The following is a 25,286-nucleotide window of genomic DNA, read 5'->3' as shown; positions in this document are numbered from 1 at the left end:
GGCTAAGTTATGCTTAAAAGCAGCTTTACTAGGATGTAAACATTAATTAGCTGAGCATTATGGAAGTATTCAATGTCAATTGCGCCTAAGTTCCTATTTGTTCCGGTGTCTTCAGATGAAGGTATCGGCGAATATATGCGCTCCAAAATTATTGCCGATGAAATTATGCGGCGCTGGCCGGCAGCACAAATTGATTTTGTGTTAAACCGTTACGCGCCATACAGTCAGCAATGTCCTTATCGGACTCATTTGGTGGATGACACGCCGACCAAGAAAGTCAAAGAAGTTAATCAACTCGTTACTGAGTTACAGCCTGATATCGTCATTTTTGATGCCGCAGGTCGTAAAGCGCAGCTTAAACATGCTAAGCGTCAAGGTGCAAAAGTGATATTTATCAGTCAGCACCGTCGCAAGCGGGCGCGAGGCATGAAAGTTGAGCGAGCCTTGGTCACCGACAGCCATTGGGTGGTACAACCTGAGTTTGTGATTGGCGATCTGACCGCTTTTGAAAAATTTAAACTGCGAATGATTGACCGTCCTCAGCCAATTTATACTGGTTCGGTTTTTACCGAGCCTGAGCTGCAACAGCAGCAAGCACTGTTAAAACATTACCAATTACAGGCTAACGACTACGTGTTGTTTAGTGCCGGTTCAGGCGGCCACAAAATTAACGGCAGCTTAGCGGCTGATCTTTGGGCAAAAACCGCGCAGACAACTTACCAACAACTGGGTATAGCTTGTGTGGTGGTGTTTGGCCCCAATTATCCTAAGCCATTACCTACTATTCCCGGTGTGATAGCGATAGCGGAGTTAGATAGCCAAGCATTCATTCATTTACTGGGTGGTGCAAAAGCAGCGTTATTAAGCGGTGGCGATACCTTACTGCAGGCGATTGCGTTAAAAACGCCCACATTGGCCGCTGCGGTATCGAAAGATCAACCAGCTCGCATGAAAAAGTGCCAGCAAGCGGGGGTTATTGTTACCGCAGACAATAATCACCCTGCCATGAGCCTTGCACTTAGCGAGTTGTTGCAGCCACAACGATTGGCCGAGTTAACGCAGCATCTAGATGATGCTTCGTTAACCAATGGCTTAACGATATGTTTAGCTGAAGTGGAACGGTTGCTAAATTGTGATTGATCAGCCCAAACGGATAGGCATAGTTATCGACAGCTTAGCCGGTGGTGGAGCTGAGCGTGTTGTCTTGACCCTTGCTCAAGCTTGGTTAGCCCAAGGCAATCAACCGCATCTGTTGGTGTTACAACCACCTTGTGATTACCAACTTCCGGCGTCGCTACCAGTGCATTTTTGTTTTACAGAGCATGATAAGCAGATTGACAGTGTGTTTAAAATCAATGCGTCGGTGCGCCGCTTTAAGTGTTGGCTATCATCATTAACAGCACAATTTGGTCAGTTTGATCTGTTTATCTCCAACCTGGATAAGTCTAACTTGCTGACAACTCAGGCACAGGTAAAGCCACTATTTTGTGTGGTACACAACGCCATAGAAGCAGAGTTAGCACGGGAAATGAAACTTGGCCCGCTAGCTTTTTGGAATATGTGGCGTGCAAAGCGAGTATTAGACCAACAACATTTGATTACGGTATCGCAAGGTATTGCTGATGAGATCAGCCGCGGTAAGCGTATCACTCCGGCATCGATGACGACCATATACAACCCGTTTGATATTGACGATATTGTGGCGGCCGCGTCGCAGCCGATTGACATCCCCATAGAGGGGGGTTTTATTATTCATGTTGGTAGAGTGGCTAAACAAAAGCGCCATGACATATTGTTTCAAGCATTGGCTCAAGCTAAGCACCAACTTCCCTTGGTTCTGTTGTGCGGTAACGTCAACAAGGCCCGTAAGCTTGCCAGGCGTTATGGGGTGGCTGATAGAGTCATTCTGCCAGGATTTCAAGCTAACCCATATGCTTGGATTAAACGGGCTAAGTTGATGGTACTGAGCTCCGATTATGAAGGGTTAGGTAATGTACTGGTTGAGTCGTTAATCTGCGGTACGCCAGTAGTCAGTACTGACTGCCCCTATGGACCTAATGAGATTTTGATTGGTGAACTCAGCAAGTTTCTGGTGCCTTGTCGCGACGTAAAACAATTGGCGAACAAGATGGATGAAGCTTTAGTCAGCTACCCAGAGATTCCGATGTCGGCGCTGATAGCGAACAAAACCCATGCGCATGTGAGCGAGCAGTACATGCTCGCGGCAGCGACATTGATGGAAGAGACAGATGCGAAATAAGTCATTGGCTGAATATCTTCAGCGCCTACAGCACAAGCATGTTATTTTTCCTAACTCAGGCAATGCGGCAACGTTCTCAGCTATCAGATCTGGCCACTCTGTGTGGTGTGTCAGTTAGTCTTCAATTAAAGCGAAAGCCTGTATTCTTTGGGGCGGTGGTGGGCTTCCTAAGATTATTGCCACTGCCAGCAGCTAGTATCGATCTTTCTGCGCTACTCGCATTGGGCACTAAAACTCGTTAATACCCACACGACACCAAGTGGCTTTTTGGCGTATGCTACGCTGAAATATATCATCATTCTTTTGCAGTAATTTACGGCAACTTTCTTGATGGTCTAAATGATAGGCTACAGTGGTAAATTTGGTGAGCTTACGCAGCGTTCCTGCATTTATCATACGTTGTGCAAACTCTTTGTCTTCTGGCCCCCAACCTTCGAACTCTTCATTAAAGCCATTAATATTGAGGACATCTTGACGCCAGAAAGCGAGGTTACAGCCATGAATCCCCTCAGTTGAATGGGTGGTTTTTTTGCTGAGAAGCTTAGCAAGAGGTTGACAACGTATGGCCAGCTCTCTGCCTCTGCTAATACCGGTCGATAGGAGGTGAGGCTGGGACTTTTTTTGTTGAACTAACTGGCTCAACTTAGCATTCATTTTTACTCGTTTACCGGTAATAAAGTGGCCTGGTTCGGCATGATATTTATGATCGTGGATGAAACGTTTTTCTAATACCATATCGCCATCAATCATTACGATGTAGTCATTTGAAGCCATCTCGATAGCCTTGTTACGGCTGCGTGCTAAGCGGAAGCCCTTGTCTTGTTGCCAGCTGTGCAGCAGTGGCACGGGAAACAGAGATTGGTAGTGAGTGACGAGCTGTTCAGTTGCTGCAGTTGAGCCATCATCAGCAATGATAACTTCATCTGGCATGCGGGTTTGTTGCAAAACACTGTCAAGCACAGCCTTTAGTGCTTCAGGCCAATTATAGGTGGTAATAATTAAACTGATTTTCATCGCAACCTCAATACAGAACTGTTCGACCTCTATATACTTCATTTTTCATAAGTCTTCGAATTTATTAACTTTTTTGTTTTTATGAGGTTAAAGGTGCAGCGATATTGTTGCGCTGTGGTGAGATGTTAGGTGGGGCAATGGTGTCTGGTTTGTTAATGAAATAAGGAGAGCAAAGTGCTCTCCTTATTGGGCAGGGCTGGGCAATCTGGCGTTAGTATTTGTGGCTTGGATGGATGAGGCCAAATACAAAGCTGAGCAGGCCAATAGGGAGTTTAGTTTTACGTTGTTGCTTCAACATATACACATGCCAAGCTTGTTGCTTATACTGCAAAATTTCTGCATCCGATAGCGTATCTTTGAAAATATCACAGTAATCAATAATGTACTTCATATCGCGCATAGGTACTTTTTGACGATAGCCACGGCCCGAATAGTGAATAAAATCGGCCTTTTGATAGTCATCGTAGCCCAATAGCATCATACGATTGAATCCCGCATCGACCCCAACACTTTTAATGCCATCACGACGAATCAGGTAGTTGATGTAGGTTTGATCGTAAAACTTCACTTGATTACAAATGGCTTGCATCTCTTCAATGCCGGCGTTATCAAACAGGCCCGTTTCTTTAGAAACTAAGAACATCCCAGAGTTATAGTACACTGTCATGTCGTCTTCTTTGGGCCAATTGACTTCGCCTAAAACGGCATTGATCTGCTCGGCTTGCGCGCTGCGATCTCTGTGGCGACCTTCGTTAAACATGTATACCGTATCTAAATCAGGACATTCAGCAAAAATGTCTCGGGCCCAAGGTGTGACGATCATATCGGCATCGAGATAAAGAACGCGATCATATTCTTTTAGTATTTCAGTAATATAAAGTTTCTCTGACCACGCAGGACTCGCATCAAATTTGGGCTTATTAATGTCTATTTTATAGTGCAATTGATCAGAAACGATAACATCGGCACCAATACGTTTCCCGTAGGCTTTAAAACTATCTACCGCTGCGCGGTACATGGGGTTATCGCCGATAGCGAGGGTAAAAATGGCTTTCTTCATGCTCGTTGCCTTAGGGATTAGTCGTTATGGATCATTTGAGTGTATTTGGTCAACACGCGCTCTACGGAAATATCTGCAATATGGCCTTTACCTTCGGTCGCATACATAACGTGTGACGTGGGTGACTCTGGTGGTGCCCAGTACGGTTTCTTCTGGCGCATCATCGCCAATAAAGGTCGTTTTGCTGCAAAGGCAAAATGCAAAATTGCAGTATCTACTGTTATGACAAAATCTGCAGCGGCGATGAGTGAGGGTAGCTCAAAAAAGTGCTCATTGACGGTAAATACTGCCACTTGTAAACCTGACTCTTCAGTAAAGGCTTTAGTCGCTAGACTCACCTCATGGTAACTTTCCGGCGTGGTGTTGATGATGAAGCGCTGCTCATCGCTAGCTTGTGCTATCTGTTTGATCAGTGAAAATAGATATTCTATCGGCCAATCTTTTTTTACATTGGTTGATAAGTGATTCATAAATAGCAATTTCCCCTGTTTATTCGGGTTGGGGAATTGCTGCTCTAGCCAAGTTTTTGTCACTGGCAAGATAGTTGTAGGTACCACTAAGTTTGGCAACATATCTGGCTTTGAAAGGTGCATTCCAGTGATTTTTTCAAAGATAAGTTGATAGCGATCAGTGATATGATGCGCCGCTGGCAACATATTGTCTTGTAAAACAAAAGTGGCATCTGAGTGGCGGAAGAACCAGCTGTTTAGTAAGCCAAATGATGCTTTTTTAGGGATGCTAGAAACGATGAAAGCCTTGGCTGATATCTCTCGAGCCAAATGCGAGTATTGTCGGCTTTTACTCACCGTGTGGCAGAAAATAATGTCATATTGCTGCTTTTTCGCTAGGTCAGCGTGGCGTTGCATAGCTTCATTAGAGTCTGTGCAGCCAAAAGTCATATTAAAAGCGCCTTCAGTGTCCATCCACTGTTGTAAAATTTTGCTGCGAGATAAGCGCCATGCGTCGCTATTACAGCGATTGTCATCTAACCAAATATCAATTGTGATATGCGGAAACTGCTGTTTAAATGCAACCAAAAATGTTTTCAAATAGAGAAAATCGCCTAAAGCCACAGGGGACATAAATAACATTTTTTGGCATTGAGCTAGTCGCGCAGCAGAGATAATTGGCATGGGTAATCGTTCCTATTTTTGACTGGCTAAGCATACCCTGAATTGGCTGGAATATGAAAGTTAGCGGCCAGTCTCAATGGGGAATAAGGTGATTTTTTTAACCAAGGTAGACAATTGCCTATCGCGATATAGTTTCATTATGTGATTATGCTATTATCGTCACCTTGGTATAGAACCCAGCTTAAGTCGTGTTTGCTAACAATTTAAAAGGCCGATTTTGATTTGATTTGCTTCGATGCATTACACCCCTACTATCTACCGCAATATCTTCCCGTTATGCATGAATTGCTGAAGCGAGGCGAGTCGGTACACTTTGTTATCTACCGTAGTAAGGATCAGCAGGCTGCCTTAGAGCACTTAGTTGAAGAGTATCAGCTATCGGTCACTTGGGTAGACAATCAGCAGCAAGCATTGGCTTATTATATTGATCAACAGCCTAAGTGGGTGATTTTTGGCAATACCTTTGAAGGTGACTCGAAACTTAAAGGCATCTGTAAAACGGCATTGATGCAGCATGGTATCGGCCCAAAAGCTGTGTATTACACAGTGTCAGATTCTGATTTTGACGTACGTTTTGTTGAAGGTCAGTATCGCTTAAAGCGTTTGCAAGGTATGTTTCCTGACAAAACGTTTATTGATACCGGCTACGCTAAACTTGACCCTATTATTCAGGGAACCGAGTCTGGGCTTGATTTGGCAGCAATTGGTTTAGACCCGGCTAAACCCACCTTATTGTACGCACCCACATTCTATCCCAGCAGTATTGAGAAAATGGCTAAGCATTGGCCTACAGCCTTTAGTGATTACAATATTTTACTGAAGCCGCATTATTTTTCTTTGAGTAAGCCGGCTTATAAAAAGCAGAAGCAACTATTGGAGCACTGGGCGAGCTTTGACAATGCTTATCTTGCAACGGCAGAACAAACCAATTTATTGCCGTTTATGGCCAGTGCCGACCTATTGATTAGTGATGCTTCTTCAGCATTATTTGAATTTGCCGCGCTAGATAAACCGGTTGTGTGGTGTGATTTTTACCATTTACGCTGGAGCTATCGAGGTATTTTCAAGTTTCGTTTTAATCAACGAATGGATGAAGACCTGTATCGATATGCCGGTGTTGCCGCCCATGCCAAGTCTTATAAAGAGTTGAAACAGGTGGTAGATCAGCAAATTGCCCAGCCTGAGTCTTTCGCAGCTGAGCGGGCTAAGTATACTGATGAGTTGGCCGGTACGGTTGATGGGCAATGCAGTAAGCGCATTGTCGACTTTTTACTGGGTTAATGGTTCGAAAGCATCAGCATAGGCTTGCTGGAGTGTTGCTTGAGGAATATGAGCAAGTTGCTCCAAAAATGTAATCCGCCCTTTACGCATACTTGGGGCTATCTCTAACGCTTTAAAGAAATCTTCTCGGCTAATGCCTAATGCTGCCGGTGAACTTTGGATATTTAGTCCATCCAAAGTGGTGATAACTTGTGGGTTGAGGCTGGGTAATCCCAAAAGTTTACGTAAATAATGGCAATACTTAGTGCCCAAGGCGACTTGCTCACCATGTAAACCATGGCCTAATTGCAAGAAGTCTAAGGCGTGACTGATTAAGTGCTCAGCGCCTGAACAAGGGCGAGAATCCCCAGAGAATCCCATTGCCAAACCAGACAGAATAAGGCCTTCAGCTAACTGATTGATTATTTCTGGATCATCTAACGATTTGCTGCCCATATACAGAATTTCGTTGGCTGCAGATTTGGCTAGCAAAAATGAAAACCCATCAATCTCAGCTTGCTTTTCTGCATATTCCATATCAAGAAGCGCACTGTAATTTGATAATAAATCGCCCACACCGGCCTGAGTTAATCTCGTTGGTGCTCGGGCGCAGATATCAGTATCAACAATAATAAAATTCGGAATAGCTGCAGGTAAACTGAGTTTCTTGCCCTCTTTATCAAAAATAACGGCAACAGGTGAAGAGATACAGTCGCTTGAAAGTGCGGTTGGTATGACTACTAATTTTACGTTTCTTAAGCTCGCAAGCCGTTTACACGCATCCAAAACTTTACCGCCACCAAATGCAATAACGGTGTCGACTTGCTGTTGCGCACACAACATATCAATTTGGCTAATATTTTCAAAATCAGCTGCACTGATGGCATGAGTGATTAAATTACGCTGGTCGAGAAAGGCCAATGACTGCTGCGCGAGTTGCCTGACTCCTTCGTCTAACGCAATGACTACTTTATTGGTCGATAGTTGTTCTAGTAATTCACTTGATGCCGCAACAGCATTCTGGCGAACAATCAGTTGGGCTGGGAATTCAAGTTGTCTAGTATTTAACTTACCAATAGTATTTTGCAATTAAGATTCCTTAATGCGCTGCAACAATGCGCTGGTGCTAACTGTTGAATGATATTGGGTATAGGCGACAGTAACACCTTGCTGTTGCAAGTACTCTTCTGTACAGCGAATTTGTGCTAAATAAGATTGATGTTCCCAGTCGTCTCCATGGACAATAACGTCGATATCATGTTTTTCAATTATTGGCTTAATATCAAAGCTATTAGTCACTTCAACAAGGGATACACATGCCATTGATTCTAAAATGGCAGCCCTATCTTGCTCTGAGTATATCGGGCGACGTTTATACTTCTCTGTCATCTCGTCACCATTGATCAGTATGATCAGTTCGTCACCAAAAGTTGCTGCTTTTTTTAGAAATTCGACATGACCTCGATGAAATAGATCAAAAACACCAACAACTAATACCTTTTTGGACATATTGCACCATTTGAAGTTTAAGCTGCTAGCTCAACAAGATGAGCTAGCGATAGTTTTACATACGAAGGCGTTAAGCTTGCTGTTAACGAGCTAAGCTTTCGTTAATTTTAATATTTACTCGCCAATAAAGTGCTGCTCTGCTAGCCAGGCTAGGTATTCAGGCACTGCTTGTTCTACTGATTTGAACTCTGCTCTATAACCGGCCTGTCGTAACTGGGTTAAGTCGGCCTGGGTATAGCTCTGATAAGCGCCTTTTAGCTTATCTGGGAAAGGAATGTACTCTATTTTACCTTTGCCATGATAACCAATCACTGCATTGGCTACGTCATTAAAGCTCTGAGCTTGACCGGTGCCGCAGTTATAAATTCCAGAGACCTCTGGGTTTTGCCACAACCAAATATTGACCTTAACCACATCTTCAACATACACAAAGTCACGTAATTGTTGACCGTGTTCAAAGCCATCAACGCCTTCGAATAATCGACAAATATCGTTGGCTTTGATTTGGTTGTTGAAATGGAATGCCACACTGGCCATGCCACCTTTATGTTGTTCTCTTGGACCATAAACATTGAAATATCGCAATCCTGCCACTTGGCAATTTAACTGTTGCTGACGTACGTATTGGTCGAATAGAAACTTCGAGTAAGCATAAACGTTGAGTGGTTTTTCAAACTCACGTTGCTCGACAAACTTCTCACTGCCACCATAAACTGAAGCAGAGGAGGCATAGATGTATTGACACTGGTTACGGTCACAAAAATGCAGCAGAGTTTTTGAGTATTCATAGTTATTGCTCATCATAAACTTACCATCCCACTCGGTAGTGGAAGAGCATGCGCCTTGATGAAAAATAACTTCTAGCTGGCCATCAAATTGACCCGCTTCAATCTGTTGGAGAAATTGATCTTTATCTAAGTAGTCAGCCACTTCACAGTCGGCCAAATTGAACATCTTGGTGCCATCAGTCAAGTCATCGACGGCGATGATGTCATTGCGACCCATATCATTGAGGGCTTTTACTAAGTTACTGCCAATAAATCCGGCTGCGCCTGTTACGACTATCATATTCAATTCCACATTTAGGGCGACATTAAACGGCCATGTCGCTGTGCCTTAGTCTCTATACTTTGTAGTAAGTGTTCAAAAATTCTGCAATAGATTTTGCGGTAGCATCAAAATCAATCAGGCTCATATTACGGCCAGTTTTCTTCCCTTCAGGTGGGGTAAAAGCGAGTCGCTTATGACTTTGACTGAGTGTTTGCCAGCGCACTTTGGGTTGCGAGCTACGTCCGGCATAAAATCCAACCGTGGGTACATTGTGCAGTCCTGCAATGTGCAATGGCCCTGTTGAACCGGCCATAAACATATCTGCCGCCACGATCGATTTCGCAAAATCGGTTAAATCTTTCAGTGGGGTGGCCATTTCTACATTGATATTAGCTTGTGTAAGCTTATCAAAAATCGCCTGTGCCAATACAATTTCATCACCGCTATAAGTCAGAACAAAGCGGCATTTGTGGATACTGGCATGGTTAACTTGGGTCAATAGGTTTACAAAATCATCAGGGGTTAAACTGCCAGAGGACCCACCCGTACCCGGATGAACAAAAATGAGTTTTTCATCGGCTTGTTTACCGTAATACAGTTGCCAGTGGTCGCGCTCAGCACTGACATCCCAATATTGCTCTGGCAATGCAGGGATGTCGAGCTTGTGTTCGGTTAAGAAATGCTCCACCAACATGCAGCCACCACGCCAACAACCTTCGCCTACTTTGTACTGCGCATCAGTGCGGTGCTTATAAAAATACTGATACCAGTTGTGCTTAGGGGCTAAAACATAAGGAATGGGTAAGTTGCGAATGATTTTGTAGATTCGAAACTGGGATAAGGAGACCAGCGCAGCATCATATTTTCTCTGGGCAATCTCTTTGCGAATGGCAGCATCATCACCAGTGTCAACAATCACATTATCGATGTATGGACACGCAAGCGCGAAAGACTTCAAAACTGGCGCGACAAAGACTTCAATACTGGCGTCAGGCAGTGCATTTTTGAGCAAGCTTAACGCCGGCCACAACAGCACAAAATCGCCAATTTTATCGTGCCTAAAAACCAGGATTCTTTTCATCGTTAATTCGTATAGTTAAATCGAATCATCTACAGATGTCTGAGTTCATCGCTGTGATTCAATAGGGTATTCGACATAAGTGGCACATTATAACAGCTTTAACTGGTGGGTGGTGGCCAAAAATTAGCGCTAATACCTAAGTTAGCTAGATAAAAATCGATGAAAAGTAACAGATGACAATAAAATTAGGTACAATTACCAGCTAATTTTTTGCAAAAGAATGAGCGTTATGAAGGTTTCTCTGCCAGCATTTGAAAAAGCTAAAGTTTTAGTGGTCGGCGATGTCATGCTAGACCGTTATTGGACCGGACCCACAGGGCGTATTTCGCCTGAAGCACCAGTACCGGTCGTGCGGATTAATCAAAATGAAGATCGCCCTGGCGGAGCGGCAAACGTAGCATTGAATATCGCGACTTTAGGCGGGCATGTCTCTTTGGCTGGAATCGTTGGTCAAGATGAGAATGCAGACGCGCTTACTACAGGTATTCAGGCTTTAGGGGTAACGCCTAAGTGGCATACGGTGGTCGAGAAACCCACCATTACCAAATTACGGGTTATGTCACGTAATCAGCAGCTAATTCGATTGGATTTTGAAGAACCTTATTCAGCAACAGATAGCCAAGCTTTGCTAGATAGTGCAGTGGCCTCGCTGCCTGATGTTGATGTGGTTATTTTGTCTGATTATGCCAAAGGCGCATTGATAGACCCGCGCGAATTTATCCAGCAAGCCAAAGCCCAAGGGGTTAAAGTACTGGTTGACCCTAAAGGTAGCGATTTTTCTAAGTATCGTGGTGCTACATTATTAACTCCCAACCTGCATGAGTTTGAACTCGTCGCTGGTACGGTGACCAGTGAAGCCGATTTAGTCGAGAAAGCCCATAAGCTGCTGAAACAGTTTGATCTTGAAGCGCTGTTGGTTACGCGCTCAGAAAAAGGCATGACTCTGATTACTGCTGAAAACACTGAGTTGCATATTCCTACTGTGGCACGTGAAGTTCACGATGTGACTGGTGCGGGTGATACCGTGATATCTGCGCTCGCTACATCACTAGCTGCAGGCAGCGATATGCCAGAAGCGTGTGCTATTGCCAACACCGCAGCAGGCATTGTTGTTGCTAAGCTGGGGACTTCAACGGTAAGCCGCATTGAGCTGGTAGAGGCGCTATCACACACCCAAGGTGAAATGGGGTTTGGGGTGGTGACCGAAGATCAGTTGGTTTATGCCCTCGAGCAAGCAAAATTGCGTGGCGAGCGAGTGGTGATGACCAATGGTTGCTTTGATATCTTGCATGCTGGGCATGTGAGTTATTTACAAGAAGCACAGGCCCAAGGCGATAGGTTAATTGTTGCAGTGAATGACGATGACTCTGTTCGCCGCCTTAAAGGCGATGGCCGTCCGGTTAATCCGGTTGATCGTCGTATGGCGGTGTTGGCAGGACTTGCTTCTGTTGATTGGGTGATTCCATTTAGTGAAGATACGCCGCAGCGAGTGATTGCCCGTTTATTACCAGATCTTTTGGTTAAAGGCGGTGACTATAAGATTGAAGAGATTGCTGGTGGTAAAGAAGTGATTGCGGCAGGTGGTGTTGTCAAAGTGCTCTGCTTTGAAGATGGAATATCAACGACCAAAATTATCGAAAATATTATGGCTAATCAGTAATTGAATAGAGGCTAGTGACACTATGCATACCAGAGCTATCTATCCCGGCACCTTTGACCCGGTAACCAACGGCCATGCCGACTTGATTGAGCGAGCAGCCAAACTGTTTAAACATGTGGTGATTGGCATTGCGGCTAATCCGTCTAAACAACCAAGGTTTAGCTTAGCCGAGCGAGTTGAGTTATTGAAACATGTGACCGCTCATCTAGATAATGTCGAGGTGGTGGGTTTTTCAGGACTGTTGGTGGATTTTGCTAAAGAGCAGCAAGCCAGCGTGTTAGTTCGTGGTCTGCGGGCTGTATCTGATTTTGAATATGAGTTTCAATTGGCGAATATGAATCGTCGCTTAAGCCCAGAGTTAGAAAGTGTATTTTTAACGCCTGCGGAAGAGAATTCTTTTATCTCTTCTACCTTGGTGAAAGAAGTGGCATTACACGGTGGTGATGTCAGTCAGTTTGTCCACCCAGAAGTGTCTAAGGCACTTCTTAAACAGGGATAGCAAATCAACCATGATGTTTATCAAACAAAAGTTGATAGCAAGTTGTATCGCTCTTTTCGCATTTTTTGGCTGTGCCCAGTTAGTTGCTGCGCCTTGGGTAGATACATCAGATATCTATTTGCGGGCTGATATTCAAGCATTAGCGGATGCGGGTGTGATTACTGTTCCAATCAATACGTATCCATTAATGTGGTCTGGTATCGGACAAGACTTGGCCAAAGCGGAACCGTCGTTGATGTCCGCTGGTTTAGTTGACGCATTTGCGCGAGTTAATTTTTATTATCGCCGTGCGGTAGGTAATTTTGGCAACACAAGCATCAAGGCCGCAGCTGCTACAGACCCCGCTCGCTTTCAACATTTTGGCTCCGACTATCGTGAGCAAGGTGATGTGAAAGTATCCCACGAGTACTTAGGGGATCGGTTTGCGGTTAAAGTCTCTGCCTCTGCTCACTATGATCCGGCTGATGACAAAGAAGTGCGTTTAGATGATTCGTATTTTGCGATGGCGCTCGGTAATTGGATGGTCACTGCTGGGACCATAGATCAATGGTGGGGTCCAGGGTTTGACTCTGCCTTACATCGCTCGAGTAATGCTCGTCCGATGCCCTCATTGATGCTAACTCGTAATAATGCATCGGCATTTGAAACACCTTGGTTATCTTGGATCGGCCCTTGGACATTAACAACAGGCATAAGCCGCTTAGAAGAGGAGCGGGCGGTAGAAAACCCACTTTTATGGAGCTTTCGCGGTACCATCAGGCCCCTGCGTCAGCTTGAGTTAGGCTTCTCTTGGACAACGATGTTTTGTGGTGAAGGCGAGCCTTGTGACATAGGTACACTGTGGGATGCCATTGCAGGCAATACCGAATGTGCTAATGGTGCCAGCTCATGCGATCCGGCTATGGAAACCAAAATCGGTAACCAAATGGCTGGCTTTGATGCTCGTTACGCTGATACTTGGTTTGACATTCCGGTAGGGATCTATTTAGAACGCACCTGTGAAGATTCTAGTGGTCCTATGCCTTGGGATTTGGCTGATTGTGCCAAAATGTTTGGTGTGGATACTCGTATCGACTTTGACAATCAACAATATAAGCTATTTTTTGAGTACAGCGATACGATGGTCGCCTGTGGCACCAACCAGAATGTCTTTAATTGCTTCTACGAACACTCTACCTACAAAAGTGGCTCACGTTATTATGACCGCTCACTGGGCAGCACCTATGATAGTGATGCTGTGGTCTATGCATTGGGTATGGTGGGTCAATTTAGTAACAGCAGAGGCATCACTTCTATACTACGCTATGCTCAATTGAATAAAGATGGCAGCAGCCCTGCACATGGGTGGGCGCCGCAACCACGCAAAGAAGATTTATTGATGCTGGAGCTCAGTTATCGCATGCCAATTTGGCAAGGTATGATGAGTATTGGCGGCACGGTATCACAATCAGAATTTGAATCGGCCGATAAAGATACTGATGCAACGTTATTTGGTACCTATGAATATCGTTTCTAAACCATTTGTTTAGGCACAAAAAAAGGGCTAACACTTATTGTTAGCCCTTTTTTATTCAGCTCGCTTATTTAGTCTGACATAAGCTACAAAATACTGTTGCCCGCTGCCCCAGTTTTATCTCACTGAGCAAATGCCCACATTGGCTGCAGGTTTCTCCTCCACGGCCATAAACATGCAGTTTTTGGGCAAAGTAGCCCGGTTTGCCTTCGGCATTGGTAAAGTCTTTCAAGGTGGTGCCACCTTGCTCAATGGCTTTAGCTAAAATCTTTTTCACCTCGGCGACTAACTGCGTCAATCTTGCTAAGTCGACTTTGCCCGCTTCCATTTGTGGGTGAATGCCAGCGGCAAACAGTGCTTCATTGGCGTAGATATTGCCGACCCCCACGACGATGTGGTTATCCATCAAGCACAATTTAATGGCTTTCTTTTTATTGGCAATCGCTGCTGCAAGTTGCGCTGCATTAAAGTCATCAGTTAAGGGTTCCGGCCCCAGTTTTTGCAACAGTGGATGGGCTTGCTCTGGCAACTCACACCACAACCACGCGCCAAAACGGCGAGGGTCATTGAGCCTGAGCATTCTACCGTTTGCTAAGTGTAGATCGATATGATCATGCTTCTCAGCTGGAGTATGCCACGGCACAATACGTAAGCTACCGGACATACCAAGATGGACAATCGTGGTGCCTGCAGCTGTATCAATCAGTAAGTATTTGGCGCGCCTGCGAACCTGAGTGATGGTTTGGCCGACGATTTGCTGTGCCAATTCAGGCACTGGCCAACGTAGTGACGGATTTCGCACTGTAAGTTCAGTAACGGTTTGGTCAATCAGATACGGGGCAACACCTTGGCGGGTGACTTCAACTTCTGGGAGCTCTGGCATGGTGATGATTATTCCTGTCCAGCTTTAATAATGGGAGTTAAGGCTTGGCGTAAACTCGGTGGGATAAGATACCAATTCCCGGCAGGGGATTTAAGTAACCCTTCTTGGGCATAAAACCACCAACTTTGAGGTTCGTTGATATCACCCACTTGGATCTGTAATTGATGGGGTACGCTGTCCACCGCAGGTGAATAGCCCTGAGGTGAAATCATAATATTTTTCCAGGCTTCGGCCCATTGCTGGCAATTAAGAACACGCTCATCACATTGCCAGCGAAAGCCAGCACCATCAAGCCAATAGTCATCGAATTGGAGCTGCGACAGCGGCGCAGATTGGTCAAACATCGCCACTGCATCGTCTGGAAGTTTAGCGGTTTTATCATCTAGAAGGGTTAATACAGATACCATTAATATCGAGGCGATAATAATGATATTGTTCCATTTCTTCTTCGACTTTTGTGAGCGCGCCATGGCTAAATAAACTCGTCATTATCCTTGATAAGATAGGGTGAGTTTATCATGCAATGGCGCTGTCTCAATAGCGTAGCTGCTTATCCGCCTGTGGCATTCATAAAGCGCAGTATTTGGGTATCGCCTTCTGGTCCAAAGTGATGTTCTTTTGGTTTGAGCTTAATGGCATCAAGAATGGCCGTTTTTAAGCGCTCAATATCACCGGGGTATTGGCGTACTATTGCTTTTAGATCGACAGAGTTTTCATTGCCGAGGCAGAGTAACAGCCGACCTTCAACCGTAACGCGGACACGATTACATTCATGGCAAAAGTTATTGCTATGGGGAGAGATGAAGCCAACATGAATATTGCTGCCCGGCATAGTGTAGTAGCGTGCCGGGCCACCAGTACGTTTGTCAGATAAGTGTAGGGCATAGCGTTGATTAATGATGGCTTTGACTTCGTCACTGCTGCAATGACGACTTTTTTTGCGTTCATCAATAATGCCTAATGGCATCTCTTCAATAAAGGCAATATCGAGTTCACGTTCTCGACAAAACTCAATTAAGTCGAGAACCTCATCATCATTTTGACCACGTAAAATCACCGCATTGATCTTAATACGTGTAAAGCCTGCAGCTTTAGCGGCATCAATACCTGCAATGACCCGCTCAAGCTTGCCGTTACGCGTCAGTTGAGTAAACAGCTCTGGTTTGAGTGTGTCGAGACTGATGTTGAGTCGACTAAGGCCTGATTGCTTCATTTCTTCGGCAAAACGGGTCAATCGAGAACCGTTGGTGGTCATGGATAATTCTTTTAGCCCAGGTAAATCACCCAGTAATTTCACCAACTGATCGCAGTCGGTTCTCACTAAGGGTTCGCCACCGGTCAGGCGAATCTTTTTTACCCCGAGTTCGGTAAAGGCTTGGCCGATCCAGGCTAGCTCTTCTAAGCTCAATACATGCTCTCTGTCTAAAAAACAGGGATCTTCGCTCATGCAGTACACACAGCGGAAGTCGCATCTATCGGTCACCGACAGACGCAAATATTCCACCGTTCGCCCAAAGGTATCGACAATCAAACTCATAACTTTTACCTACAACAATACCTACAAGAGGTCGGAAAATGGTTGAATATAGACGGTGTCGCCAGGCAGCATTTGATCGTCATCTTCACCGATAACAATCAGGCAATTTCCTTTTACCATCGAACTCAACATTCCTGAACCTTGTGCACCTGTTGTGGTTACGTGCAGTTGGCCGTCTTGGCCAAGGTGGTATACACCGCGAGTAAACTCGGTGCGTCCTTTTCGGCTGCGCATCTTCACATCGGCAATCGCTGGAATTAACGGAGCTTGCCAATCTTGTTCGCCAGCCAATTTGCGTAATGCTGGCTGCACAAATTGCATGAATGACACCATTACTGCAACCGGATTACCGGGTAGACCAAAGAATAAGCTGTCACCAATTTGACCAAAGGCCAAAGGACGACCCGGGCGCATATTGATACGCCAGAAGTTAATCTGACCGACTTTTTCAAGGGCCAGCTTGATGAAGTCAGCATCACCCACTGACACACCACCTGAGCTGATCACCACATCGGCTTTGATCGCGGCAGATTTTAGTGCCTCAATCAGTGCCGCTTCTGAATCGTGGATGATGCCTAAATCAATCACATCACAACCCAGTTGTTTGGCCATCGACTTAATGGTGTAGCGATTAGAATCGTAGATGCAGTTGGGTTGCAGTGGTTCACCCGGCTGACACACTTCATCACCGGTGGAGAAGACCGCTACAACGGGCTTTCTAAATACCGGTAGTTCGCCAAATCCAAGTGATGCCAGCATGCCTTGATGGGCTGCTTGCAGGCGGTTATGTGCCGCCAGTGCCGTTTTACCTTGGGCGATATCTTCACCGGCAAGACGCACATGTTGGCCATGGTTGATATCGCCAGAAAAACTGACGTGCTCAGCTGATTCGCTGGCCATCTCTTTCATTTGGATGGTATCGGCGCCCGCAGGGACGGGGGCACCCGTCATGATGCGTACCGCTTCGCCTGCTTGCAGAGTTTTATCGTAGCTGTGGCCTGCCATCACGTCAGCCACGATGGTGTAGCGTTCAAGCATAGGATCGCTATGTTTAAAGGCATAACCATCCATCGCTGAATTAGTTTGCTGCGGCACGTTTACTGGCGAGATGGCGTCTTGGGCTAATACACGGTTACTCAGTTCATCCAACGCAACGGTTTGTTGTTCAGTGACCGGAGTGACATAAGATAAGATGTTGTCGATGCCGGCACGTACTGAGAGCGTTTTGCTGCTGTCGAGCTCACAACCGCACTCTGGCGCCGCTTGCAATGGCAATTTTGATTTAACTTGGTAGTTATCTTTGTATTCAATAACAAAGTCGGCTATTTGGGCAACATTGTTAATATCGAGACGGCGTAGGTCACTGGGTAGCTGGGTATCATCACAGCAAGCGATGGCCTGGATGTTGTCATCATGGGTGTGGATAAAAGGTTTACCGTGAGCTGCACGGTGTAACTCAATTTTTGGTAGTGCTAGTTTTTTAAATCCTTCGACTAACACGATATCAATTTGGTCTTGTTCAATCTGTTGCAGCAGGTGCGGCAGCTTAGGGGCATCTTCGACTTCATCTTCGGTCATTAACGCCCAACGAATGTGCGAGGCAACCAGCATTTGCCTTGCACCGGCCTTACGCATCTCAAAGCTATCTTTGCCAGGAATATCGACATCGAAATTGTGGTGAGCATGTTTAATCACTGCTAAGCGAATGCCGCGACGATTAAGCTCTGGAATGAGCTTTTTAAGCAAAGTGGTTTTTCCTGTGCCGCTATAAGCACAGAATCCGAGTACGGGAATAGACAGCGGATTATTAAACGGAATGCTCATTCACACCTCAATTTTAGTGGGCAATTGCCTCAGCAAGTTGTTGTTTTTGTTCTGGCGTATTTACATTGACGAACGCATTAGGTTGGTCTGCAAATTCGCAGACGACATACTGATGTTTCGCGTACCAAAAATCGATTTTTCGCTCACCTGCATCAAGAAACGCCTTCATGGAGTCTCGCAATTCAGGTTTCAGTAGCATCACTACTGGTTGTTCTCGTTTGCCATCACTGGCAACCGCTAAGTCTGCCCCTTGTTTCTCCAAAGCACTGACCATTCGCTCAACCAAATCGGTGGGCAGTAATGGGCAGTCACAGGGCACTACCATCAAATACTTGGCTTGAGTATGGGCCATGGCGGTAATCATGCCTGCCAGCGGACCAAGGTAACCCGAGTCTTCATCGCTAATCACTGGGAAATCGAACTTAGCATACTCACTTTGGTTACGGTTTGCGTTGATCAGGATCTCCTTAACTTGCGGAAGTACCCTATCAATGGCATGTTTTATCATTGGTTGGTCGTTTAGCAGTACCAACCCTTTATCATCTCCGCCCATACGACGTGCTTTACCGCCGGCGAGGATCACGGCATCAACTTGCTGTGACATAACTAAATTCCTGAGATTGACCTGTGTTGCTGTATTTTGCCATGGTCGGCGTATGTTGCGTACTCGTCAAGCCTTGTTGCTCAATCTTCCACATTTGATTGCATAGCTGAGTTAACACACAGGCCTGATGGCTGCTGATTAACATGCCGGTTCCCTGTTTCTGCAAATCTTTAATCAGTGTTAGTACCAATTCTTGAGATAGCTTGTCCATGTTGGACGTCGGCTCGTCCAGCATCAGTAGCTTTGGTTGCATGATCCAGGCCCTGGCTATTGCCAGTCGTTGACGCTCGCCACCAGATAAGTTGGCCGCGTTTTGCTGCATTAGGTGGTCGAGTTGCGCTAATTTAGCCGCTTGCTCGGTGCGCGCCATGATGGTGGCTTTATCACCTTCGCAAAGCGAATGCACATAACTTAAATTTGCCGCGACACTGCCCTCAAACAAGTATGGATGCTGGTGCAGATAGACGGCTTTGCCCAATAGTGGGTTACGTCGCCACCACGGTAAAGAGTCAGCACCTTGAATATTGATTTCACCGCTTGAGGGGGCAATGAGTCCGGCAAACATTTTCATTAATGTGGTTTTGCCTGAGCCATTGTCACCTTGTAAATGTATGGTTTGGTTTTGCGCTAAGCTCAAATGTTGAAAACGATACAGCAAGCGTTCACCAAAGCGCATTTCAATATTGTCAGCAGTCAGTTTAACCATCAATTAATGACTCCTTGGTTCGGCTTTGCCGCGCAATGTGCCTAAAGTAAAGTTAAGCACAAGTGACAGAATTAGCAGTACTAGGCCTAACGCAATGGCTTGTGCAAAGTCACCTTTACTGGTTTCTAAAGCAATGGCTGTGGGAATATTTCGAGTCACATCGGCGATGTTGCCACCCACCATCATTGAACAACCAACCTCGGTTAAAATCCGGCTAAACGCCGCAACAATGGCCATTAACAGCGGTACTTTTAGCTCACGACAAACGGTCCAAACTGCTCGGGCCCACGATGCACCTAAGGTGCGTGAGGTTTCCCAAGCCCGTCTATCTACGCTGGTAAAAGCGGCCTGACTCATGGCGACGAGCACCGGCGCACAAATGAGCATTTGGCCTAAAATCATCCCTTTTTGGGTGAAAAGCCACTTAAGATCGCCCAAAGGGCCCATGCGAGTTAGCATCAAATAGACCAGCAGGCCGATGACGACGGTAGGAATGGATTGCAGAGTTTGAATTAAGTTGGTGACCAGCCAGCGACCAGGAAAACGGCCAAACGCCAATATAAACCCTAATATTAATGAGGGTATTAGTGTGATGGCTAGTGCTGCAAAAGAGACAGAAAAAGAGACAGATACAATAGACCAAACTTCAGGGTCTAAAGAAAACAGCAGGCTCAATGCCTGCTGTATAAGGGCTAACCAGCCGTCGTTCATTCGCTATATGTTGCCTTGAATAGTTGCTCACCTTGTACTTTATAGCTATTGATCATGCCTTGAGCTTCGGCACTGATTAGCCAGTCACTTAGAGCTTTTGCCCCGGCGTGGTTTAAATCAGGATACTTGCTTGGGTTGATTTGCATGATTTGATAGGGGTTAGCTAATGCAGCGCCACCATCAAAATCAATTGCTAAATCTAACTTTGCTTTATAAGCAACAAAAGTACCACGGTCTGAAAGTGTGTAGCCTTGTAATTCATTTGCCATCAACAATGTTTTACCCATGCCTTGGCCAACGGCCTTATAGCTTGGGAAGTTGTTGTCGATGTTAGCTTTGTTCCAGATGATAATCTCTTTCATGTTGGTGCCAGAGTTATCACCACGAGAGATAAACGTGGCACCAGAATTGGCTATTTTAGCAAATGCTTCCTCAGCTGTCTTACTGCCACGGATTTTAGCAGGGTCATTTTTCGGGCCTAAGATCACAAAATCGTTAGCCATAATGCCACGAGGGTTCAAACCGTAACCTTCTTCAACAAATTTAGCTTCAGCGGCAGGCGCGTGGGTCATGATCACATCCACATCACCTTGGCGCGCCAATTTCAATGCTTTACCGGTACCGGTAGCAATGACTTGTACTTTGTAGCCAGTTTCAGCTTCAAAAGTCGGCAATAAATTTTTCAGTAGTCCTGAGTTTTCAGTGCTGGTAGTCGTGGCAAGCTTAATAATTTCGTCAGCTTTAACTGGCGATACAATAATGAGTGTGGCTGCAATGGCGAAACCAAACGCTTTTTTTACGTTAAACATTGATGCTCCCTGGCAATAAAACGAGCGATGAAAGCCAATCCCATCGCTAAACAATAAATATCAGTCATTAGATAGCAAGTTGAATGCCAAGTTTTCGGGCTGAATTGCCGAGTCACAAACAGTGGTTAAAGTGTGAGCCACGTCGCAAGCTCATAAATTAACATCCAGACATAATGTCCCAAAGCCCAGTATTAGTGGTTCAGGCTGACCAATTTTCTTAACTATGATGATAGAATTAGGCTAATATGAGTCAAAATGTCCTAAAGAAGACAATATGAGCCAAACTAAGAAAGAGATGAAGCCACTGCCGTCAGCCGTTTCGGTACTGATTGTCGATGACGAGCCCGGCATGCGCAGCTTTTTGAAAAAGGCGATGGCGAAAAAATTCGCTTTGGTCGAAACCGCTTCGAGCATCGAAGATGCGGAGCAATTACGCAGTCGTTGCCATTTCGACCTATTAATTGTTGATATCCGCCTACCAGGCCGCAGTGGTATTGAGTGGCATGAGGCGCTCAATGATCAAGAGCGCCGCTCTGACATTATCTTTATGACTGGCTATGCCGATATGGACGTAGCGATTAAAGCGCTGCGAGCTGGCGCATCCGATTTCATTATGAAACCGTTTCATCTCGAACAGATGATGAAGGCGGTTGACCGCTGTATTGAACGCCGTTTGCTCAAACGCGAAAACCTGATGTTGCGTCGTGAAGTGTCGATAAACCAATCATCAACGATTATTGGCAGCAGTGATGCGATGATGGAGGTGAAGCACGTTATCGAGCGCGTTGCCCCTACCAATGCGGTGATCTTAATCGAAGGTGAGTCTGGCACCGGTAAAGAGCTGGTGGCAAGACAACTGCACGTGCTTTCTGGGCGCCAAGGTCCATTTGTGCCGGTTAACTGTGGTGCCATTGCACCAGAGCTATTAGAGAGCGAGCTGTTTGGTCATGCTGCGGGATCGTTCACGGGGGCTAAGAGCAACCGTGAAGGCTTATTTAGTTTTGCCTCCGGTGGCACCATCTTCCTCGACGAGATTGGTGAAATGCCACTGAAAATGCAGACGGCATTATTGCGAGTACTAGAGCAACGCACCATCAGGCCTGTGGGTAGCGAGAAAGAGATCAATATTGATGTACGGGTCTTGGCGGCAACCAACCGCAAACTGGCAGAAGAGGTCGAAGAAGGCAATTTCAGACGCGATCTGTTTTATCGCCTTAATGTGCTCGATATTGTTATTCCGCCACTCAGAGACAGACCGGAAGATGTGGTGGAATTAACTCACCACTTTACTCGCCAGTTAGCGTCAGAGCTGGGTGTGAAAGAAGTGGTGTGGAGCCATGAAGATCTGCTCAAACTACAACAGCATGAATGGCCAGGTAATATTCGCGAACTGCGCAATATGATTGAGCGCTGTATTCTATTGGGTAAGCCACCTGCTGAATACTGGAAGCAACAACCGAAGAATGAAGCTAATGGTGACTCTGGTTATCCATTAGATTGGACCCTAAAAGAGGTCGAGAAACACCACGTGACCCAAGTAGTGGACTTACATGGTGGTAATAAATCTGCTGCGGCGCGGGATTTGGGCGTATCACGTAAAACACTCGATCGTAAATATAAAGAATGGTTTGACGGTAATAAAGAAGATGAAGACTAGCACTTCTTGGTTCTCCCGCTTGTTTGGCGTTAATTGGCAACAAGTGCAAGCTAAGGTGCGTTATCGCATTCTTATTCTGACATTATTGCCGATCTTGCTGACCTTAGTGAGCCTAGTGTTTATTACCATCTACTGGAATATCAGCTACACGGGCAAGCAGTTATTTATGAAGGTCAAAGCAGATTTGACTGTTGCAAATAACACTTTGGTGGCAGTACAAAATACCCAAGAGAAACAGCTCGAATTAGTGCAGGCATCTTGGGAATTTCAAAATGATTTTCGCAATATTGATCGCAATAGCAAGGCGACCCGTAAGCAGATTGAGCAATTTTTAGCTGAAAAACGTCAAACACTTAATTTAGACTTTTTGCGCTTAGTGACAGTGGCGGAAGCGGCTGCTGATCCCGATTTACGTTTGATGTTGCCCCAAATTAGTGACAATGCCGCCACGTCTGGATTGATGGTGTTAGCCCCCACGCGTTTAGCACGCATTAATCCTGCGTTAGTTGATACCGCTGCCATCGATTTAGTCGAAACACCGCGCTCGCAAAAACCGGATAAAACAGTAGAAACACGCGGGATGTTAAGCCGCAGCTTGCTGCCTATCGTCGATGCCGACGGTGAAGTTTCTTGGTATCTTGATGGCGGTATTTTACTCAACCGTGATATGCGTATTGTCGACCATATTCGCGATCTGGTGTACGACAAAGGTACCTTACCTGAGCGTTCTATCGGTACCGTGACTATCTTCTTAGATAACACACGCATTAGCACCAATGTACCGCTGCACTTTTTCCCACAAGATAATCAGAGCCGAGGTCGGGCTTTAGGCAGCTTGGTTTCTGAAGAAGTGAAGCAAAAAGTGCTCGTTCAGGGACAGCTATGGGTCGACCGCGCTTTTGTGTTTAATGATTGGTTTATTTCAGCCTATGCGCCGTTAGAAGATATTCGCGGTCAGCGTATCGGTATGATCTATACCGGCTTTTCCGAATCGCCATTCATTCACAACTACTTACTGAACATTATTGAGCTGGGCACCATATTGATGTTGGTGCTACTCGTGTCTGGTTTGCTGGTATATCGCGGTGCGTACAGCTTACTGCAACCTATTGAGCGTATTCATCACGTTGTTAAAGCGGTGCAGTCAGGACGGAATTTGCGGATTGGATCTTTGGGCTTAGAGCGTGAAAATGAGCTGTCTAACCTAGCGGAGCAGTTTGATCGCATGTTGGATTTGCTACAAAGACGCAATGCACAGATTCAATCGGCCGCCGAGCAGTTAGAAGTCAAAGTTGAAGAGCGGACCCGCAGCTTGCAAGAGAAAACCGACGAATTACAGCGCAACGTCGCCTTGCTAAACGAAACCCGTCAGCAGTTGGTGACTAATGAAAAGCTCACCGCCCTGGGTGAGTTAACTGCTGGTATTGCCCACGAGATTAACAACCCGACCGCGGTGATTTTAGGCAATATGGAGCTGCTTAAATATGAGCTTGGCGATCAAGCGCAAGATGTGGAAGAAGAGATCGATATTGTTATCCAGCAGGTTGGCCGTATTAGCACCATTATCCGCAGCTTGCTGCAATACAGTCGACCAGGCGAGTTTAATGCCCCGCTAGAGATGCACCAGCTTACACCGATCATTGAAGAGATGTTGGTGCTGGTACGTCACTCTATTGAGAAACAGCAAGTGGTGCTTAACCAAGAGCTCAATGCCAGTTACCCGATCCAAGTCAATCGTCCGCAATTGCTGCAGGTATTGATTAACCTTGTGGTGAATGCCGCTCACGCGATGGACGGCCAAGGACGTATTTGGATTCGCACTTATGATTGGGTGGTGGCGGGTGAGCCTATTGGGGTCAAAATTGAAGTAGAAGATGAAGGTAAGGGGATACCCGAGGAACAGCTCGGACGTATTTTCGACCCATTTTACACCACTCGTAAAGATGGTACCGGATTAGGGCTATCGTTGAGCTACGGTATTATTAAGCGCATTGGCGGCACCATTGATGTGATTTCAACTTTAGGTAAAGGGACAATTTTCACTATTGGCCTGTACCATAAAGCCAAAGAAGATCAGATTAATTTGCCCTATGAAGGATTGCATTTTTCAGGCGGTGTAGACAAAAAAATGCCAGGATAACAAGTATCCTGGCCTAAGAGTGTGTGAGCAATGTCGTGCTTGAAAACCTAAACCCTCTAGGGCGTGTTGACCTTTCGCGGTTAAATTTTGTTCGAGATAAAAGCGTTTTTATCGCGGCGAGAGGTTTGCCGCCTAGCATGCTAAGCAAAATACCTCTCAACAAGGAGTAAAACGCTTGTATCCGAACCCTTCGGGCAGCGTTTGTGGGCCCTTTCTACTGCGTTATTGGCTTATCAAGTAGCGCACTACATATCAAAGCCTCTGCCTTGTATAAAGAACTCACAAACTGCTGTAAAAATCAGCTCGAAAGGTCAACACGCCCTATATACAGCGTGATGTATTTAAGAGCCGGTCCTTGGAACGCATGCAAATAGTA

General features: G+C 45.6%; 23 protein-coding genes. 8 read left to right on the top strand and 15 right to left on the bottom strand.

The genetic code is table 11. The annotated features are described in order from the left end of the window. Window positions 1-72 precede the first annotated feature (72 nt). A complete protein-coding gene (locus L865_RS0103665; protein ID WP_028771991.1) occupies window positions 73-1,140 on the top strand; it encodes a glycosyltransferase family 9 protein in 1,068 nt (355 codons plus the stop codon). After that, complete coding sequence (locus L865_RS23055; RefSeq protein ID WP_245608385.1) at window positions 1,133-2,260, top strand: glycosyltransferase; 1,128 nt, start codon at window positions 1,133-1,135, stop codon at window positions 2,258-2,260. Before L865_RS0103665 ends, L865_RS23055 begins: the two co-directional genes overlap by 8 nt. 228 nt (window positions 2,261-2,488) lie before the next feature. Here L865_RS23055 and L865_RS0103655 read toward each other — a convergent pair whose 3' ends face one another. The 3 genes from L865_RS0103655 to L865_RS0103645 all read right to left on the bottom strand — a co-directional run bounded on the left by L865_RS0103655 (window position 2,489) and on the right by L865_RS0103645 (window position 5,467). Next, window positions 2,489-3,316, bottom strand: coding sequence for a glycosyltransferase family 2 protein (locus L865_RS0103655; RefSeq protein ID WP_281171103.1), 828 nt, complete (start codon window positions 3,314-3,316; stop codon window positions 2,489-2,491). A gap of 169 nt (window positions 3,317-3,485) precedes the next feature. After that, window positions 3,486-4,334, bottom strand: coding sequence for a glycosyltransferase (locus L865_RS0103650; protein WP_028771989.1), 849 nt, complete (start codon window positions 4,332-4,334; stop codon window positions 3,486-3,488). Window positions 4,335-4,351: 17 nt separating this feature from the next. Next, on the bottom strand, window positions 4,352-5,467 hold the full coding sequence (locus L865_RS0103645) for a glycosyltransferase family 9 protein (RefSeq protein WP_028771988.1): 1,116 nt from the start codon (window positions 5,465-5,467) through the stop codon (window positions 4,352-4,354). Between the two features lie 222 nt (window positions 5,468-5,689). Between L865_RS0103645 and L865_RS0103640 the strand changes: the two genes are divergently transcribed. Then, a complete protein-coding gene (locus tag L865_RS0103640; RefSeq protein WP_028771987.1) occupies window positions 5,690-6,748 on the top strand; it encodes a CDP-glycerol glycerophosphotransferase family protein in 1,059 nt (352 codons plus the stop codon). Here L865_RS0103640 and L865_RS0103635 read toward each other — a convergent pair. The 4 genes from L865_RS0103635 to L865_RS0103620 form a co-directional block, all read right to left on the bottom strand. Further along, complete coding sequence (locus tag L865_RS0103635; protein ID WP_028771986.1) at window positions 6,737-7,816, bottom strand: iron-containing alcohol dehydrogenase; 1,080 nt, start codon at window positions 7,814-7,816, stop codon at window positions 6,737-6,739. The two genes, L865_RS0103640 and L865_RS0103635, sit on opposite strands and share 12 nt — an antisense overlap. Further along, the gene (locus L865_RS0103630) at window positions 7,817-8,236 is read right to left on the bottom strand and encodes an FAD synthase family protein (RefSeq protein ID WP_028771985.1); all 420 of its coding nucleotides are present in this window, start codon (window positions 8,234-8,236) and stop codon (window positions 7,817-7,819) included. It lies immediately after the preceding gene. Between the two features lie 114 nt (window positions 8,237-8,350). Further along, entirely contained in the window at window positions 8,351-9,304 is a 954-nt protein-coding gene (gene rfaD, locus L865_RS0103625) for an ADP-glyceromanno-heptose 6-epimerase (protein WP_028771984.1), read from the bottom strand. Between the two features lie 55 nt (window positions 9,305-9,359). Next, on the bottom strand, window positions 9,360-10,367 hold the full coding sequence (locus tag L865_RS0103620; protein ID WP_028771983.1) for a glycosyltransferase family 9 protein: 1,008 nt from the start codon (window positions 10,365-10,367) through the stop codon (window positions 9,360-9,362). 229 nt (window positions 10,368-10,596) lie between these two features. Between L865_RS0103620 and hldE the strand changes: the two genes are divergently transcribed. From hldE to L865_RS0103605, 3 genes are read left to right on the top strand one after another with little or no spacing between them, the layout of a single operon-like run. Beyond that, complete coding sequence (hldE, locus tag L865_RS0103615; protein ID WP_028771982.1) at window positions 10,597-12,027, top strand: bifunctional D-glycero-beta-D-manno-heptose-7-phosphate kinase/D-glycero-beta-D-manno-heptose 1-phosphate adenylyltransferase HldE; 1,431 nt, start codon at window positions 10,597-10,599, stop codon at window positions 12,025-12,027. A 22-nt stretch (window positions 12,028-12,049) separates the two neighbouring features. Further along, a complete protein-coding gene (coaD, locus tag L865_RS0103610; RefSeq protein ID WP_028771981.1) occupies window positions 12,050-12,526 on the top strand; it encodes a pantetheine-phosphate adenylyltransferase in 477 nt (158 codons plus the stop codon). A 13-nt stretch (window positions 12,527-12,539) separates the two neighbouring features. Next, the gene (locus L865_RS0103605) at window positions 12,540-14,042 is read left to right on the top strand and encodes a capsule assembly Wzi family protein (RefSeq protein ID WP_245608388.1); all 1,503 of its coding nucleotides are present in this window, start codon (window positions 12,540-12,542) and stop codon (window positions 14,040-14,042) included. A gap of 64 nt (window positions 14,043-14,106) precedes the next feature. Here L865_RS0103605 and mutM read toward each other — a convergent pair whose 3' ends face one another. The 8 genes from mutM to L865_RS0103565 all read right to left on the bottom strand — a co-directional run bounded on the left by mutM (window position 14,107) and on the right by L865_RS0103565 (window position 21,113). Then, window positions 14,107-14,922 (bottom strand): bifunctional DNA-formamidopyrimidine glycosylase/DNA-(apurinic or apyrimidinic site) lyase, encoded by an 816-nt coding sequence (gene mutM, locus L865_RS0103600; RefSeq protein WP_028771979.1) that lies wholly within the window; start codon window positions 14,920-14,922, stop codon window positions 14,107-14,109. 8 nt (window positions 14,923-14,930) lie between these two features. After that, window positions 14,931-15,392 (bottom strand): hypothetical protein, encoded by a 462-nt coding sequence (locus L865_RS0103595; protein WP_028771978.1) that lies wholly within the window; start codon window positions 15,390-15,392, stop codon window positions 14,931-14,933. A gap of 80 nt (window positions 15,393-15,472) precedes the next feature. Further along, window positions 15,473-16,459 carry a GTP 3',8-cyclase MoaA gene (gene moaA, locus L865_RS0103590; protein WP_028771977.1) on the bottom strand — a complete coding sequence of 329 codons (987 nt, stop codon included), beginning with the start codon at window positions 16,457-16,459 and terminating at the stop codon, window positions 15,473-15,475. 21 nt (window positions 16,460-16,480) lie between these two features. Continuing rightward, window positions 16,481-18,283 carry a bifunctional molybdopterin-guanine dinucleotide biosynthesis adaptor protein MobB/molybdopterin molybdotransferase MoeA gene (locus L865_RS0103585; protein ID WP_028771976.1) on the bottom strand — a complete coding sequence of 601 codons (1,803 nt, stop codon included), beginning with the start codon at window positions 18,281-18,283 and terminating at the stop codon, window positions 16,481-16,483. 13 nt (window positions 18,284-18,296) lie between these two features. Further along, window positions 18,297-18,887 (bottom strand): molybdenum cofactor guanylyltransferase MobA, encoded by a 591-nt coding sequence (gene mobA / locus L865_RS0103580; protein WP_028771975.1) that lies wholly within the window; start codon window positions 18,885-18,887, stop codon window positions 18,297-18,299. Beyond that, window positions 18,871-19,593: an ABC transporter ATP-binding protein gene (locus L865_RS0103575; protein WP_028771974.1), complete on the bottom strand. Its 723-nt coding sequence runs from the start codon at window positions 19,591-19,593 to the stop codon at window positions 18,871-18,873. The genes mobA and L865_RS0103575 overlap by 17 nt, the downstream gene beginning before the upstream one ends. Window positions 19,594-19,596: 3 nt before the next feature. Beyond that, window positions 19,597-20,304 carry an ABC transporter permease gene (locus L865_RS0103570; RefSeq protein WP_028771973.1) on the bottom strand — a complete coding sequence of 236 codons (708 nt, stop codon included), beginning with the start codon at window positions 20,302-20,304 and terminating at the stop codon, window positions 19,597-19,599. Further along, window positions 20,301-21,113 (bottom strand): ABC transporter substrate-binding protein, encoded by an 813-nt coding sequence (locus L865_RS0103565; RefSeq protein ID WP_028771972.1) that lies wholly within the window; start codon window positions 21,111-21,113, stop codon window positions 20,301-20,303. The genes L865_RS0103570 and L865_RS0103565 overlap by 4 nt, the downstream gene beginning before the upstream one ends. 274 nt (window positions 21,114-21,387) lie before the next feature. Here L865_RS0103565 and L865_RS0103560 point away from each other — a divergent pair, with 274 nt between their 5' ends. After that, the gene (locus L865_RS0103560; RefSeq protein ID WP_028771971.1) at window positions 21,388-22,770 is read left to right on the top strand and encodes a sigma-54-dependent transcriptional regulator; all 1,383 of its coding nucleotides are present in this window, start codon (window positions 21,388-21,390) and stop codon (window positions 22,768-22,770) included. Next, the gene (locus L865_RS0103555) at window positions 22,760-24,910 is read left to right on the top strand and encodes a sensor histidine kinase (RefSeq protein WP_037470474.1); all 2,151 of its coding nucleotides are present in this window, start codon (window positions 22,760-22,762) and stop codon (window positions 24,908-24,910) included. Before L865_RS0103560 ends, L865_RS0103555 begins: the two co-directional genes overlap by 11 nt. Window positions 24,911-25,286: the final 376 nt, after the last annotated feature.

The sequence above is a fragment of the Shewanella waksmanii ATCC BAA-643 genome, from assembly GCF_000518805.1.
Lineage (GTDB): Bacteria > Pseudomonadota > Gammaproteobacteria > Enterobacterales > Shewanellaceae > Shewanella > Shewanella waksmanii.
The sequence above is the reverse complement of the archived record's forward strand: the minus strand, read 5'-3'. Positions and strand labels throughout refer to the sequence as shown.